This window comes from Ruegeria sp. ANG10, assembly GCF_040705255.1.
In the GTDB taxonomy this organism is placed as follows: Bacteria; Pseudomonadota; Alphaproteobacteria; order Rhodobacterales; family Rhodobacteraceae; genus Ruegeria.
On the sequence record NZ_JBFCVU010000002.1, the window covers coordinates 80,717 to 95,324 of the forward strand.

Below are 14,608 nucleotides of genomic sequence, written 5' to 3' on the forward strand. Positions count from 1 at the left end.
CAAGTCGATGGGCTTTGGCGTAGTCAGCCCAAATAAGGTTAATGTCCGATTAAGCGAAACCGGATACTCTCCCTAGAGTTGCTATGCCTTGACGCACTATCGCGTCAAGTGTGCAGTGAAGAAACCATCAGTTCCGTGCGAAACAAGCCACGTTTTGCGAAATGTCTCGATCCACTCTGGATTGGCGCGCAGAAATGAGGCGACGACAGCGCCGTTTTCATCGTCCAACATGGAACACGTCGCATAGGCCAAGACACCGCCCGACGCGACCATTGTCGATAACTTATCCAGAATGGTCGATTGAATTCCGGTAAGCTCCTGCAAGCGACTTTCGGTCAGCACCCACTTTCCCGCAGGCGCTCGTCGCCACGATCCACTGCCCGAACATGGCGCATCCGCGAGAATGACATCAAACGGCTTTTGCTGTTCGAGTTGATCCGTCGATACGACCTGAACCTGTACCCCAGCCCGATCGGCGCGTGCAGGCAGATCGCGCATACGGCCTGCGTTTACATCATGGGCAAACACCTTAATCCCCTGATGCGCGGCCAGGGCCAAAGACTTACCACCCCCACCTGCGCAATAGTCCAGAACCCGCATTCCTGGATGGAGGGTTAAGGCAGCTACAACAGCCTGACTGGCGGCATCCTGAAGCTCGACCAGCCCCTCGGCATATGCCCTGCTTTGCGCAATTTTGCGCGCACCTTCGGTCACTTCCAAGGCTGTTTCGCATGTTGGATGTGGGGCGGCTGTTATATCTTCAGCCGCTAGCACTTTGATTGCAGAAGCTACATTCGTTTTGACCAGATTAACCCGCAAATGCACCGGCGCGCGGTGTTGCAGTGCCCGCGCGACCGCAACCGCCTGATCCCCCAATGAGGACTGAAATCTGGGCCACAGCCATTCGGGAATGTCCAAACGCTCGGCATCCGAAAGAAAGTCACGCCCGACCTCACACTCAAATAAAACCGCGGGCGCGTGACGGGCGCCTGTGAACAAATCCTCCGGCCGTTCGCCAGAGGCGCGAAGCGCGCCGATCATCAAACCTCGGCCAGTGTCAGCACCACCTAGCGCCGCATAGGACCGCTGACACCGCAACGCATCAAACACATGATCACGAACCGCAGCACGATCCTTGGACCCGGCAAACCGGCTGCGTCGCGCCCAGTTGGTCAGAGATTTCTCGACGGGCATACCTGAGAGAATCTGGTCAAGGATTTCAATCGATGCCTGAATACGAGCGGCCGGGGTCATGGTCTATTCCGATGCTGTTGTCGTGGCGCGTAGAGATGCGCTGAAAACGCGAAACGGCGCCCTGATCCGGACGCCGCATTACGCATTGGATGCAATTACATCACCCGGTAGTTCGGGCTTTCACGGGTGATTTGCACGTCATGCACATGGCTTTCTTTCAGGCCCGCACCAGTAATTTTGACGAAATTGCAGTTCTTGCGCATCTCTTCGACTGTGGCGCAGCCAGTATAGCCCATCGCCGCGCGCAAACCGCCAACCAATTGGTGGACCACCGCGCTGGCCGACCCTTTGTAAGGCACCTGCCCTTCGATCCCTTCGGGTACCAGTTTGTCGTTGGCCGCATCCTTCTGGAAATACCGATCTGCTGAGCCGCGCGCCATCGCGCCCAGGCTGCCCATGCCGCGATAGGATTTGAATGAACGGCCCTGATACAGGATCACCTCGCCCGGACTTTCATCGGTGCCCGCAATCATCGAACCGACCATCGCACAGGATGCACCCGCCGCAATCGCCTTGGCAAAATCGCCCGAGAATTTGATGCCACCATCTGCAATCACCGGAACATCCCCTGCGGCCGAAGCGCAATCCATGATCGCTGTCAGCTGAGGCACCCCGACCCCGGCAACCATCCGCGTGGTACAGATCGACCCCGGCCCAATACCAACCTTGATCGCATCCGCGCCTGCGTCGATCAGCGCCTTGGTCGCATCACCCGTGGCGACGTTACCGGCAATGATCTGAACCTCATTCGACAGCGTCTTGACCCGTTTCACAGCGTCCAGAACGCCTTGCGAATGACCATGCGCCGTATCCACCACAATGATGTCGACACCCGAATCCACCAACTGTTCCGACCGCTCAAACCCGGCATCCCCGACCGAGGTCGCCGCAGCCACACGCAGACGGCCCAGACGGTCTTTACAGGCCGTCGGGTTCAGCACCGCTTGTTCGGTGTCTTTCAGAGTCAAAAGGCCAGTCAATTTGCCAGTGCCATCAACCACCAGCAGCTTTTCGATCCGGCGGGCGCGCATCAGGCTTTTGGCCTCTTCCAGATCGGCGGGCTCTTTCAGCATCGCCAGATTGTCCGAGGTCATCATTGCGTGCACCGGCGTATCGTCCGAGGTTGCAAAACGCATATCGCGGTTGGTCAGAATACCCACCACGCGGCCCTCTTCGTCCACAACCGGGAAACCGGTGAAGTTGTAGCGTTGCACCAGGGCATTAGCATCAGCCAGCGTCTGATCCACCTTCAATGTTACCGGGTTATAAACGATCCCGGATTCAAACCGCTTGACCCGCCGTACTTCGCGGGCCTGTTCTTCGGTTGTCAGGTTCTTGTGAATTACGCCAATCCCACCGGCCTGCGCCATGGCAATGGCCATGCGCGCCTCGGTCACCGTGTCCATGGCCGAGCTGAGCAGCGGGATGTTCATGGTGATCTCTCGGGTCACGCGCGTGGTCGTGTCCGCCGTCGCAGGCAGCACCGTCGATGCCCCCGGAACCAAGAGTACGTCGTCAAAGGTAAGTGCCTCACGAATCTGCATCTGCTAACCTCATGCAAAAGCCCGTTTGGCGGTGACCCTATTACATGGATTCATCCCAAGGAAAAGCCCCTGACCTAAACTAGTTTTACCCTGCGGGCCGTTACCACGGTAAAAAACGACGCTCCTTATCCAAAACGTGCCGCGGAATGCCCTTTCCCTTTGCGCACAAACCCATATCTTGCCGGCAAACGCGCGAATACAAAAAGGCAGGCCAGATATGACCACCGACCCCCTTGTCGTCTTTACTCCCTCGGGCAAACGCGGGCATTTCCCCGTCGGCACCCCGGTTCTGACCGCCGCCAGGCAGTTGGGCGTCGACCTGGATTCGGTCTGTGGTGGCCGTGGGATCTGTTCGAAATGCCAGATTACACCAAGCTATGGAGAGTTTCCCAAACATGGCGTCACCGTATCCGAGGACGCGCTGAGCGAATGGAACGCGGTCGAGCAGCGCTACGACGATAAGCGCGGCTTGAAAACCGGTCGCCGTCTGGGTTGTCAGGCGACGGTTCAGGGCGACATCGTGATCGACGTACCACCTGAAAGCCAGGTACACCGGCAGGTCGTCCGCAAAGCCGCCACCGCGCGCACCATCACCATGGACCCGGCAACCCGGCTGTATTTTGTGGTGGTGGAAGAACCCGACATGCACTCACCCACCGGCGATCTGGAACGGTTGGAGCGCGCCCTGCGCGAACAGTGGCACATCGATGCGGTCACCGCCGATCTGTCGCTGATGTCCAAGCTGCAACCCGTGCTGCGCAAAGGTAAATGGGAAGTTACCGTGGCTGTTCACAAAGGGCACAAGGACTCGGTCGCGAAGGTCGTAGAAATCTGGCCTGGCCTGCATGAAAGCGGGCTGTATGGGCTGGCAATCGACCTTGGCTCGACCACCATTGCGGCCCACCTGACCGATCTGGAAACGGGTGAAGTGAAGGCATCTTCGGGCCTGATGAACCCACAGATCCGCTTTGGCGAAGACCTGATGAGCCGTGTGTCATATTCGATGATGAACCCCGGCGGCGATCAGGAGATGACAAAAGCCGTGCGCGAGGCGATCAATGACCTGACAACCTCGATTGCTGAAGAGGCCGGGATTGACGCGGACTTGATCGTTGAGACCGTCTTCGTCTGCAACCCGGTCATGCACCATCTGCTACTGGGGCTAGACCCGGTTGAACTGGGTCAGGCGCCGTTTGCTCTGGCCACGTCGGAAAGCATGTCCCTGCCCGCGCGAGAAATGGACCTGACGAAAATGAACCCACGCGCGCAGGTTTATATTCTGCCCTGCATCGCGGGCCATGTCGGTGCCGACTGTGCCGCCGTTGCCCTGTCCGAAGAGCCGGGCAAATCCGAAGACCTCGTTCTGATCGTCGATGTCGGCACCAACGCCGAGATTCTGCTGGGCAACACCAGCCGCGTTCTGGCCTGTTCCTCGCCCACTGGTCCTGCCTTCGAGGGCGCTCAGATCAGCTCTGGCCAGCGTGCGGCACCCGGAGCTATTGAACGGATCGAGATTGACCCCGTTACCAAGGAGCCCCGCTTCCGCGTTATCGGGTCCGAGAAATGGTCTGACGAAGATGGCTTCGATCAGGACGTTGCCACCACCGGCATCACCGGCATCTGTGGTTCGGGCATCATCGAGGCGGTCGCTGAAATGCGCATCGCCGGGTTGCTGGATGAAAGTGGTCTAATCGGGTCGGCCGAGCAAACTGGCACCAATCGCTGCGTGCCCGAAGGCCGCACTCATGCCTACCTGATCCATGACGCCAGCGCCGAGGGCGGCCCGCGCATCACCGTGACCCAAGGTGACATCCGCGCCATCCAACTGGCCAAATCCGCGCTTTATGCCGGTGCGCGCCTTCTGATGGATGTCATGGAGGTCGATAAGGTGGACCGCGTGGTTCTGGCCGGAGCTTTCGGTGCGCATATTTCAACCAAACACGCGATGGTTCTGGGCATGATCCCCGACGCGCCGCTGGACAAGGTCTCAAGCGCGGGCAACGCGGCGGGAACCGGTGCGCGGATTGCGCTGTGCAACATCACCGCGCGTTCGGAAATCGAGCGCGTCGTGCGCGAGATCACCAAGGTTGAAACCGCGATTGAACCCAAGTTCCAGGATCATTTCGTCGCCGCAAACGCCATCCCGCACAAAACCGATCCGTTCCCGGAGTTGTCGCAGGTGGTCACCCTGCCCTCACCAACCTTCAACTCGGGCGGAGGGGCCGATGAAAAGTCTGGTCGCCGACGCCGCCGCCGGTCATAGTCGCGTCACCTGAGGGAGGCGATCATGCAAGCAGCGAACGAAGAACAGGCCGAATTCTGGAGCAATTCTCCCTCTGGCGCCAATTGGCTCACCTTTGAGGAACAGATGGATGAGATGTTGGCCCCGGTTCTTGATCTGGTCTTAGACCGAGCCGGGCTGCAACCCGGCATGCGGGTGCTGGATATCGGCTGCGGCACTGGTGCAAGCAGCGTCAGGGCGGCAGAGTCCGTAGGTGAAAGTGGTCACGTACTGGCGGCGGACTTCTCGCAGCCATTTCTGGACCGCGCGGGACAACGGGCCACCGAAAAAGGGTTGTCAAACATCGACCTCCAGCATGCCGATGCCCAGACCCACCCGTTTGTCGAGGCAGACCGCGACGCAATGATCTCGCGTTTTGGGGTGATGTTTTTTGAAGACACGGTCGCTGCCTTTGCCAACATGGCACGTGCGTTGAAGCCGGGCGGAGAGATGACCTTTGCCGCCTGGGGACCATTAGACAGGAACCCCTGGTTCAAGACACCGCATATCATCGCTTGCGCCCGACTGGGCAGCCCACCTGTAATGGATCGAAACGCCCCTGGCCCATTGGCCTTTCATGACCGCGAACGGGTCTCTGGCCTGCTGGACCGGGCTGGCCTGACCGATATTCGTGTCGAACAGGTGCCCGTCTCACTGCGCATTCGCGGAACGATCGAGGATTGCGCAACCTTGTCTACACGTATCGGTCCGGCGGCCCGTCTGATCGCCTATTTTGAAGGGGATGCCGAGGACGTATTGGTTATCCAACAAGGAATTACCAAAGCATTTCAACAGTATGCGCTCGAAAACACGGTTGAAATCCCGGCATTGATCAACCTGTTTCAGGCGCGAAAATCTGAGTAACTGGAGCGGGTAGCGGGAATCGAACCCGCGCGTTCAGCTTGGGAAGCTGACAGGCTACCATTACATCATACCCGCCGCGTGGCGCTGAATAGCACCTGCGGTTGATTAACCGCAAGCGTCTTTCCATCTCAGCTCCCATTTTACTCGGTCCGGGCACGCAGGTCGTCGATCAGGGATTGATCCACATCGAGCGCCTCGCAAGCCGCATCCAGCGTGCGCTGATCCAGATGCTGTGGGTTCAGGTCGATATCCTTTGAAAATGCATCAACAACCGCCTGCATTGCATTGATTCTTGCATATTTCTTGTTGTTGGCAGGTATCACATGCCATGGCGCGACATCTGTTGAGGTACGGGCCAACATTTCATCTACGGCAACTTCGGCTTCGGCCCATCGTTCGCGGTTTCGAAAATCTTCATAGGTAAGTTTCCACCGCTTCATCGGGTTGCGCAGACGTTCTGTGAACCGCTCCATCTGTTCTTCCTGAGAAATGTGAAAGAACAGCTTTACGATGCGGGTGCCGTCATCCACCAGCATGCGTTCGAAATCGTTGATCTCACGATAGGCTGCACGCCAGCGCTCTTCCGGGGTGAACTTTTCGATCCGTTCGACCAGCACCCGGCCATACCAACTGCGGTCAAAAGCCGAGATCGCGCCTTGAGGTGGCAACCTCTCCCAAAACCGTAATAGGTAGTGACGGTTCAGATAATAGTTCCGGGGTGCCCCAATGGGCCACACTTTGAAACTGCGCGGATCCAGCGCCTGACTGATCCGCCGGATTGTTCCGCCCTTACCTGCCGCATCCCAGCCTTCAAAAACCAGCACTCCCTTGGTCCCATGAAATAAAAACGCCTGTTGGATCAGAGCCAACTGCGCCTGCAGCTCGGCCAGTTTCTTGAAATACGCCTGTTTGCCGAGTTTCAGGTTCAGGTCCGTATCTGCGAGCTTAGGAGGATGATGTCTGGTCATGATTGCGCTGGTCCCTGGTCATCTGTCCCACACAGTCTGACCCGCCGCCAACGCCTTAGCCTTGATCGGTATCAAGGCCGATAAAGGCCGGGCACGAGGCCCGGCCTTAACAATGTTCTATGCTTCCAGATCAGGAGGCGCGGCGACGACGACCACCACCGCGACGGCCACCAGCGGCGCCCGCGGCTCCCGCTTCGTCCGGCGCTTTGTTGAACCTGATCCACTCCCCGCCATGCGGGTCGTTGTTGGTCAGCAGGTTGGCGGCACGGATGGCCTCCATCTCTTTACCGGCGCGCGGCTTGGTCGAGCCCAAACCGAACATCTGAACGAAAGCCTCGTCATCCATGCCTTCGGGCAGGATGATGCCAGCGGCTATGACGGCCTCTTTCTTCTCGGCAATCTTCTTTTGGTTTGTCGGCAAAGCCACCGGGTTCATAATCGCCGAGGTCATGCCGGCGCCCATTGCCATCGGCAAGAAAGCGTTGTTGATGCCGTGACGGTTCGGCAGACCAAAAGAGATGTTGGACGCACCGCACGTGGTATTCACGCCCAGTTCCTCGCGCAGACGGCGGACCAGCGCAAACACTTGCTGACCGGCAGTCGCCATAGCACCGATGGGCATGACCAAGGGATCGACCACGATGTCATGCGCTGGAATGCCGTAATCAGCGGCGCGCTCTACGATGGTCTTGGCAACGGCAAAACGCACATCGGGGTCTTCCGAGATCCCAGTGTCATCGTTCGAGATCGCCACGACCGGCACGTTGTACTTCTTGACCAACGGCAGAACCAGTTCCAGACGTTCCTCTTCACCTGTGACCGAGTTTAGCAGAGGACGGCCCTCAGCCGCTGCAAGTCCAGCCTCCAGCGCACCGGGAACCGACGAGTCGATGCACAGCGGCACGTCGACAAGCCCCTGAACCAACTCAACGATCTTGCGCATCAGCGGCGGCTCGGTTTCGTTCGGGTTGGGGTTCGAGTTGTAGACAACGCCTGCGTTGATATCCAGAACGGTGGCACCTGCTGCGACCTGTGCGATGGCGTCTTTCTCAACGGTCGAGAAATCGCCCGCCTCCAGTTCCGCGGCCAGTTTTTTGCGGCCGGTCGGGTTGATCCGCTCACCGATCACGCAGAACGGTTCGTCAAATCCCAGGACGGCTGTTTTTGTTTTTGATTCTACGACTGTACGGGTCATGTCCGTTCCTTAAGCGTTTACAGGCTTTGCCGAAGCGCCGCCGTTATTGATCGCCCAGTTGGCGTTGGTCTTGATGCCGCCAAGCGGGAAGAAGTGTACGTTGGTGATGTTGAAATCCGGGTTGGCCGCCTTGTGGTTGGCCAGCTCAGTCACAACATCGGTCGGCTCATAAGGCAGCAACAGCTTGGAGACATCCATGGCCCGCTTCTGCAGAACTTTCAGCGATGGGCCAACGCCGCATGCAATAGCGAATTTGATCAGGGTCTGCAGCTTTGCCGGACCTGCGATACCGATGTGGATCGGCAAGTCGATACCCGCTTCTTTCAAGCTGTCGGCCCATGCGATGATCGGCTTGGCGTCAAAAGCAAACTGGGTTGCCAGCGCCATTTCGGCATCGGTAGTTTCGTTGAATTTCTGCTTCCAATGCAGCGCGTCGTCAACATTTTTAGTCGAGCCATCCGGGTCAATGTCTTTGTTGCCCTCGGGATGGCCCGCGACGTGCAGACGCTTAAAGCCCGCCTTGTCGAACAGACCGGTTTCCAGCAGCTGCATCGAGCTGTCGAAATCACCATGCGGAGTCGTGACACCACCGGCTAGCAGCAGCGCCTGATCAACGCCTGCCTCGCCCTGATACATCGAGATCCAGTTTTCTAAAGTCGCCGCATCCTTGATGATCCGCGCCGGGAAGTGCGGCATCACTGGATAGCCTTCCTCGGCGATCCGCTTGGCGGTTTTAACCATATCCTCGATGGGCGTGCCTTCGATATGGGCGATGTAGACGCGGGTGCCTTCGGGCAGCAGCGCGCGGAAATCTTCGACCTTTTCGGCGGTGCGTGGCATCACCTCGATCGAATAGCCTTGCAAAAAGGCTTCGACGGTCGGATTCACAGGGCCGTTTTCGACCGCATCACGTTTCTTGAAGTTCAGCAAAGCCATTGCGGCCTCCCATATAGATTTTGGGCTCATGCCCAACCGTCATTGGCGATCAGAGCCTTGATGCGGTCCTGATCGTATTCCGTTTCCAAACGCACGGCCTCTGCCTCTGCAATCTCGGACGGGTCGCCCTCGACAGCAAAGGGTTCGGCTTTGCGCCATTCGGCCAGATAGGCATCGCTGTCCTTGGCGTTCACCTTCATCGCAGCCCGGTCGATGGCTTGTTCGAACCGCTCCTCCAACTGCCGCTTTGCGCCACGACGGCCTTTGCCGACGATGACTTGGGCGGGAATATCGCGCCAATATACGATGGTGACGTCAGGCATTGCCGTTGATTCCTCCTAACCAGATGGATCGGTTCTAGACTTCTATATGGGCCAAGGTCGGTCGATTTTCGACACAAGCAGTCTTTCAAGCGACCTTTTTGCACCCCCACAGGATACGGCGCTTGTACCCAATTCTCGCGCAAATGCGCACATCAAAATACTCATCACTTTAATGAGCGTCTTGCACGAAGCATTTGGCCGACCTATGGTCGGGGTAACTCGAAAATCGGAGGGCGTTAAATATGGCGCCCAAGCGTCCCAAAGGTGCGGGCGCGTTCCCCAAGGCGGTCGAAAGCCCCGCGCCGGCAAGACCCGATCCTGATGCGTTATATGCGGCGCTGGATCTGGGAACAAATAGCTGCCGCATGTTGATAGCCCAGCCCAAGGGCAGCGGGTTTCATGTGGTAGACAGCTTTTCCAAATCCGTGCAACTGGGTGCGGGGCTGGAACGGACCGGACGGCTGTCTCGGTCATCGATGGCGCGCACCATTCAGGCGCTGCGCATCTGTCAGCAAAAACTGAAGCGAAACAAGGTCAAACGGATGCGTCTTGTCGCGACCGAAGCCTGTCGGCGCGCCAAAAACTCACGCGACTTCATCCGGCAGGTAAAGCGCGAGACTGGCCTGAACCTGGAAATCATCCAGCCTGAAGAAGAGGCCCGCCTGGCCGTGATCTCGTGCGCACCGCTGGTGTCGACCAAGACCGAACAGTTGTTGGTCGTGGATATCGGTGGCGGCTCGACCGAGTTGGTGTGGATCGACGTCTCAACCGTGCCGCGTCGGGATCGGCCGGCGGCGATCATGCGGCTGCACCACGGGTTTCATACGGTCGACAGCCCCTTTCCGGCAGCCAAAGTGGTGGATTGGATTAGCGTTCCACTGGGGGTGGCCACGCTGCGTGACCAGTTCAATGATGTCGAAGACGACTCGGCCCGGTTCGCGCTGATGAGCTGGTTCTTTGAAGAAAATCTAGCGGATTTTGCCCCTTACAAGGACGAACAGGCCCGCGAAGGGTTTCAGATTGTCGGCACCAGCGGCACGGTAACGACCGTGGCCGCCTCGCATCTGGGGCTAAAGCGTTATGACCGGACCAAAGTGGACGGTTTGCGCATGACCAGCGATCAGATTGACAAAGTCATACGGGGATACTTAGAACTCGGCCCACTGGGGCGGCGGCGAGATCCGCGTATCGGCGATGACCGGCAGGCCCTGATCATGTCCGGCTCAGCCATTTTGCAGGCATTGCTCCGCTGCTGGCCTACTGACCGCCTTTCCGTGGCGGATCGTGGGCTGCGCGAAGGCCTGCTTTATGCGCAGATGAGTGCGGACGGTGTATTGGAAGACGGACCGTTCTAATGGCGAAGACACCAAGTGGCAAAAGCAACTCAGGCCGCGGGCAGCGCGACCTGAAGGTTAAGGTCAAGACAGCGCGTGGGCGCAAACTCAGCTCGACCCGTTGGCTTGAGCGGCAGTTGAACGACCCATATGTGAAGCGCGCGCAAGCGGATGGCTATCGCGGACGCGCGGCCTATAAGATTTTGGAACTGGATGACAAGTTCCGCTTTCTCGTTCCCGGTGCGCGCGTGGTCGATCTGGGTTGTGCGCCCGGTGGCTGGCTGCAGGTAGCCGTTAAACGCGTCAATGCGCTGGGTGAGCGATCTGGCAAACGGATTGGAACCGTTCTGGGCGTCGATCTGCAAGAGGTTGAACCCGTCGCTGGTGCCGAGGCGCATGTACTGGACTTCATGGAAGATGACGCGGATCAGAAGGTCAAAGACTGGCTGGGCGGCAAGGCCGAAGTGGTGATGTCGGACATGGCGGCCTCGGCATCCGGGCACAAGCAGACCGACCACTTGCGGATCATGGCCTTGTGCGAAACTGCGGCTTATTTCGCCTTTGACGTTTTGGAAGAAGGCGGGACGTTTGTCGCCAAGGTTCTGGCCGGAGGTGCCGAGGGCGATCTGCAAAAGCTGTTGAAGCAGAAGTTCGAAAAGGTAGCAAACGTAAAGCCGCCCGCGTCACGGTCTGACAGTTCCGAAAAATTTGTCGTCGCCACGGGGTTCCGCGGCTGACTTAATCATCAAGCCAGCTTCGATCGCCGGTCAGGAATTGCTCGCGCAGCGACGCGGCGGCTGTGCTTTGCAACAGCAGGGCTTCGCCATGGTTGATATATTCTGGCTTTCTGGCTTGCAGATCAGCGATCCTCTGACCCAGGGACAGAGGATTTTGCAGCTGCGATGTGTGAACCGGTTTGTCAGACATGGGTCACCTCGGGGTCTGGCGGCGTTTCTACATTGCCCCTTGGTTAACCCCGAAATCTGCCGGTAACGTGGCGAAAACCGGGCCTCGCCATGCCGGATTACGGGGTCAGCTGCGCCTTGAGTTGCAACAGCCCCGGATCGTTGGGCAGTATGCTCAGCCCCTCTTGCAACACGTTGCGCGCAGCCTCGATCCCGCGATTGATCTGGGCCAGTTGCACCAACATCGGCCAGGCTTCGGCGCGCTGCGGGTCCAAGGTGACGACCTCGCGAAAGGCTTGCTCGGCCGCTGGCGCGTTGCGGAACGTCAGGGCCATTCCACCCAGAACAAGGTGGGTTTCCGGGAAATCCAGCCGGTTCGCGATTGATCCCTGCCATTCGTCCATACTTTGCGCCACTTGTGTTTGCTGGTCCGGTGTCAGCGCCTGAGCCGGGATGCTCAGGAACTCTTTGGCGGCAGAAATACGCACGTTTCGCATCGGGTCAGACAGCAACGGTTCCAACCGCCCCACCCGGTCCGGCAGCGCTGCCTCACGTTGCAACGGTGCTGCGTTGGCGCGCACTAAGGGGTTAGTGTCCGACAACAATGGTGCCGTTTTTGCCGCAACCTCGGGCGATGCGAAGGGCTGCAGCAGATACGCCGCCGTCGCGCGCACGATGCCAGCCATGTTCGGGTCAGTCGCAATGTCCAGCAAAGCCTCTGGTCCGTCAGCCTGCCCGGTCAGAGCCGCCTGAAACGTCGTCCCGAAATGTTCAGTACGTTGGGTGGAGTCAGGAAACCACCCTTGGATCTGTCCCGCGGCCCAGGCTTGATCTTCGGATTGGTGGCAATCGGTACAGGCGTCCTGCCCCAACCCCAGATCAGGGCGCGGGATGCGAAAGCTGTGATCGCGTCGCCAATCGACACCCATATAGACGCGCTCGATCATATGGCACGATACGCATTGGGCGCCTGCGCTGTCGTCCGGGTGATGGTGATGTGCTGCCGTATCGTAGTCTTTGGTTATCAGGGTGGGAAAATCGGGATTCCCTGCCGGTGAATGGCATTGGGTACACACGCCGTTGCCCTCGGCCTTAAGCTCGGCGCTGTGCGGGTCATGGCAATCCGTGCACCCGACGCCCTGCGCATACATCTTGGACTGCAGAAATGAGCCATAGACGTAGACTTCGTCCAAAATCTGCCCGTCTGGGTGATAGAGACCGGGGCGCAGCACCGAGAGGTTATAGGCATCATGATAGGGCGTTCCGGGCACCGGGTTACCGTCGCCGTGCGCTTCACGCCGGGAATGACAGCCGGCGCATTGCTGAATCTCCTCCTCGGTCCGGCCTTTTCCCCAACTCATGGTGAACCCAAACTCGCTCAGGTCAGCGCTGATATTTCTACCTTGCGTCCAGTCGATATGGGCCGAGGATGGGCCGTGACAGGCCTCGCACCCGACCCCAATCTCAGCTTGAACTGAGCTGTAATTGCGGGTCTGCCCATCGTAATTCTTTTCAAACCCGGTCGCGTGGCATTCAGCGCAACGAGCGTTCCAGTTCTTATACGGCCCGGTCCAGTGCAGACCATCATCCGGGGGAAGGTCCTGATCGGGATAGAGGTGATACCACCGCTGTTCGCTTGTATCCCAAACCACATCGAAACTCTGCAAACGGCCGGGTTCGGTTTCGAACAAGTATTGCTGCAACGGATCAATACCGATCACTGAATGCAGATCGTAAGGGGTTGTTGAACCATCCTTTTCGGTCACATGGGCCTGCACCATATCGCCTGTCTGGCTGAACTCGACAGACATTCCATCATGGTCAAAACGCGTTCCGTCAAAATCAGCCGCGATGTGCCCGTCTTCTACGGTGGTCCAGGCCAAAGCGTGATGGGATGCAGACCAGGCCTCGACCTCAGCCTTGTGGCACGCGATACATTGGTCCGAGCCGACATACTCGGGCGATTGAGCAAATGCGCAAACCGGTGCAAGCAGCCCGAAAAGGAGTATTACTTTTCTCACGCCGCCTGCCCATCCAGCTCATCCTGCATATCCAATAACGCCCCGTTATATTCGGCGCCCAGGATCAGCATCGCGGCACACAGATACAGAAAGATCAGCGCGGCCATCGCCCCCGCCAGACCAGCATAGGTGGCGCTGTACGAAGCGAACTGTGCGATATAAACTGAAAACCCCCACCCGCCTGCAGCCCAAAGGGCAAGCGTCAACACAACACCCGGCAGAATCTGGCGCAGTTTGTGCCTTCCTGTTGGCAAGACCAGATGCGCCAAGACTACAACACCTGCGGGAACGGCCACCGTAAACGTCCAGCGCAAGCGGTCCACGGACAACCAATCAGACACGTTCACATCCGTCTTCTCGGACACCAATTGCGTGTAGACCGGCAGAACCACTTCAACCGCTGCAATGATCATGATTGTAACGCCACCAACAATTACCAACCCAAGACATAACAAGCGCGTTTTCCAAAACGGCCAGCTGTCGTGGTCGTGATAGGCCTGATTCATCGCCTTGCGCACGGCCAATACTCCGTTCGAGGCAAAAAACACCGCCAACAAACCGCCCAGAGTAATGACCCCTGAACCGGATTCCGTCAGGACCGAGCGCAGCTCGGCCACAATGGGCCCGGCCACATCCTTTGGCCAGGCGCCAAAAATCAGCTCGATCAATTCGTCGGTGACGTAATCCTGTGACAGTGAACCTGCCAAAGCCACGGTAAACAGGGCAAACGGAAAAAGCGCCAACATCAGAGACATGGCGACATGGCTGCTCATGACAAAGCCGTTCTTGGCGTCAAAGCGGACAATGGCCACCCAAAGTGCCCGAACCGGTCTGCTCAAATAAGGAATCACACGCGCGTTCATTCCCAAAGCCTAACCTGCCTGTGGCACCCAAAGAACCGGCAATCCCGCGAACTACGCAAATAATCTCAGACAAAGGTCTGGACGCATTGCATAATCCGGCTCTGCTGTGCAGGATCGCTA

General features: G+C 58.3%; 13 protein-coding genes and 1 tRNA gene. 4 read left to right on the top strand and 10 right to left on the bottom strand.

The window, feature by feature from the left end:
• Positions 1-96: 96 nt before the first annotated feature.
• Positions 97-1,254: an RsmB/NOP family class I SAM-dependent RNA methyltransferase gene (locus tag AB1A64_RS04440; protein ID WP_366550319.1), complete on the bottom strand. Its 1,158-nt coding sequence runs from the start codon at positions 1,252-1,254 to the stop codon at positions 97-99.
• Positions 1,255-1,349: 95 nt separating this feature from the next.
• On the bottom strand, positions 1,350-2,798 hold the full coding sequence (gene guaB, locus AB1A64_RS04445) for an IMP dehydrogenase (RefSeq protein WP_366550320.1): 1,449 nt from the start codon (positions 2,796-2,798) through the stop codon (positions 1,350-1,352).
• Positions 2,799-3,015: 217 nt separating this feature from the next.
• Between guaB and AB1A64_RS04450 the strand changes: the two genes are divergently transcribed.
• Positions 3,016-5,061 (top strand): ASKHA domain-containing protein, encoded by a 2,046-nt coding sequence (locus AB1A64_RS04450; RefSeq protein ID WP_366550321.1) that lies wholly within the window; start codon positions 3,016-3,018, stop codon positions 5,059-5,061.
• Positions 5,062-5,085: 24 nt separating this feature from the next.
• Positions 5,086-5,943 (top strand): class I SAM-dependent methyltransferase, encoded by an 858-nt coding sequence (locus AB1A64_RS04455; protein ID WP_366550322.1) that lies wholly within the window; start codon positions 5,086-5,088, stop codon positions 5,941-5,943.
• A gap of 1 nt (position 5,944) precedes the next feature.
• On the opposite strand, the gene AB1A64_RS04460 is transcribed toward AB1A64_RS04455, so the two are convergent.
• The 5 genes from AB1A64_RS04460 to AB1A64_RS04480 all read right to left on the bottom strand — a co-directional run bounded on the left by AB1A64_RS04460 (position 5,945) and on the right by AB1A64_RS04480 (position 9,365).
• A tRNA-Gly gene (locus AB1A64_RS04460) sits at positions 5,945-6,018 on the bottom strand.
• A gap of 65 nt (positions 6,019-6,083) precedes the next feature.
• Positions 6,084-6,911: a polyphosphate kinase 2 family protein gene (locus tag AB1A64_RS04465; RefSeq protein WP_366550323.1), complete on the bottom strand. Its 828-nt coding sequence runs from the start codon at positions 6,909-6,911 to the stop codon at positions 6,084-6,086.
• 130 nt (positions 6,912-7,041) lie between these two features.
• Positions 7,042-8,106 carry a methyltetrahydrofolate cobalamin methyltransferase gene (locus AB1A64_RS04470; RefSeq protein WP_366550324.1) on the bottom strand — a complete coding sequence of 355 codons (1,065 nt, stop codon included), beginning with the start codon at positions 8,104-8,106 and terminating at the stop codon, positions 7,042-7,044.
• Positions 8,107-8,115: 9 nt separating this feature from the next.
• Positions 8,116-9,042, bottom strand: coding sequence for a methylenetetrahydrofolate reductase (locus AB1A64_RS04475; protein ID WP_366550325.1), 927 nt, complete (start codon positions 9,040-9,042; stop codon positions 8,116-8,118).
• A 26-nt stretch (positions 9,043-9,068) separates the two neighbouring features.
• Entirely contained in the window at positions 9,069-9,365 is a 297-nt protein-coding gene (locus tag AB1A64_RS04480) for a virulence factor (RefSeq protein WP_170324990.1), read from the bottom strand.
• A 242-nt stretch (positions 9,366-9,607) separates the two neighbouring features.
• On the opposite strand from AB1A64_RS04480, the gene AB1A64_RS04485 reads away from it, so the two are divergent.
• Positions 9,608-10,720, top strand: a complete 1,113-nt coding sequence (locus AB1A64_RS04485; protein ID WP_366550326.1) for a Ppx/GppA phosphatase family protein — start codon at positions 9,608-9,610, stop codon at positions 10,718-10,720.
• Positions 10,720-11,436: an RlmE family RNA methyltransferase gene (locus tag AB1A64_RS04490; protein WP_366550327.1), complete on the top strand. Its 717-nt coding sequence runs from the start codon at positions 10,720-10,722 to the stop codon at positions 11,434-11,436. Before AB1A64_RS04485 ends, AB1A64_RS04490 begins: the two co-directional genes overlap by 1 nt.
• Before the next feature lies 1 nt (position 11,437).
• Here the strand turns inward: AB1A64_RS04490 and AB1A64_RS04495 are convergent, their stop codons facing one another.
• From AB1A64_RS04495 to AB1A64_RS04505, 3 genes are all read right to left on the bottom strand, one after another.
• Complete coding sequence (locus tag AB1A64_RS04495) at positions 11,438-11,626, bottom strand: hypothetical protein (RefSeq protein ID WP_170505803.1); 189 nt, start codon at positions 11,624-11,626, stop codon at positions 11,438-11,440.
• Between the two features lie 97 nt (positions 11,627-11,723).
• Positions 11,724-13,625 (bottom strand): multiheme c-type cytochrome, encoded by a 1,902-nt coding sequence (locus tag AB1A64_RS04500; protein WP_366550328.1) that lies wholly within the window; start codon positions 13,623-13,625, stop codon positions 11,724-11,726.
• Positions 13,622-14,488 carry a YihY/virulence factor BrkB family protein gene (locus tag AB1A64_RS04505; protein WP_366550329.1) on the bottom strand — a complete coding sequence of 289 codons (867 nt, stop codon included), beginning with the start codon at positions 14,486-14,488 and terminating at the stop codon, positions 13,622-13,624. The genes AB1A64_RS04500 and AB1A64_RS04505 overlap by 4 nt, the downstream gene beginning before the upstream one ends.
• Positions 14,489-14,608: the final 120 nt, after the last annotated feature.

Bases quoted from the DNA above. Each gene is read 5' to 3' on its own strand.
- AB1A64_RS04440 (WP_366550319.1), bottom strand. From the start codon at position 1,254: ATGACCCCGGCCGCTCGTATTCAGGCATCGATTGAAATCCTTGACCAG.
- guaB (WP_366550320.1), bottom strand. From the start codon at position 2,798: ATGCAGATTCGTGAGGCACTTACCTTTGACGACGTACTCTTGGTTCCG.
- AB1A64_RS04450 (WP_366550321.1), top strand. From the start codon at position 3,016: ATGACCACCGACCCCCTTGTCGTCTTTACTCCCTCGGGCAAACGCGGG.
- AB1A64_RS04455 (WP_366550322.1), top strand. From the start codon at position 5,086: ATGCAAGCAGCGAACGAAGAACAGGCCGAATTCTGGAGCAATTCTCCC.
- AB1A64_RS04465 (WP_366550323.1), bottom strand. From the start codon at position 6,911: ATGACCAGACATCATCCTCCTAAGCTCGCAGATACGGACCTGAACCTG.
- AB1A64_RS04470 (WP_366550324.1), bottom strand. From the start codon at position 8,106: ATGACCCGTACAGTCGTAGAATCAAAAACAAAAACAGCCGTCCTGGGA.
- AB1A64_RS04475 (WP_366550325.1), bottom strand. From the start codon at position 9,042: ATGGCTTTGCTGAACTTCAAGAAACGTGATGCGGTCGAAAACGGCCCT.
- AB1A64_RS04480 (WP_170324990.1), bottom strand. From the start codon at position 9,365: ATGCCTGACGTCACCATCGTATATTGGCGCGATATTCCCGCCCAAGTC.
- AB1A64_RS04485 (WP_366550326.1), top strand. From the start codon at position 9,608: ATGGCGCCCAAGCGTCCCAAAGGTGCGGGCGCGTTCCCCAAGGCGGTC.
- AB1A64_RS04490 (WP_366550327.1), top strand. From the start codon at position 10,720: ATGGCGAAGACACCAAGTGGCAAAAGCAACTCAGGCCGCGGGCAGCGC.
- AB1A64_RS04495 (WP_170505803.1), bottom strand. From the start codon at position 11,626: ATGTCTGACAAACCGGTTCACACATCGCAGCTGCAAAATCCTCTGTCC.
- AB1A64_RS04505 (WP_366550329.1), bottom strand. From the start codon at position 14,488: ATGAACGCGCGTGTGATTCCTTATTTGAGCAGACCGGTTCGGGCACTT.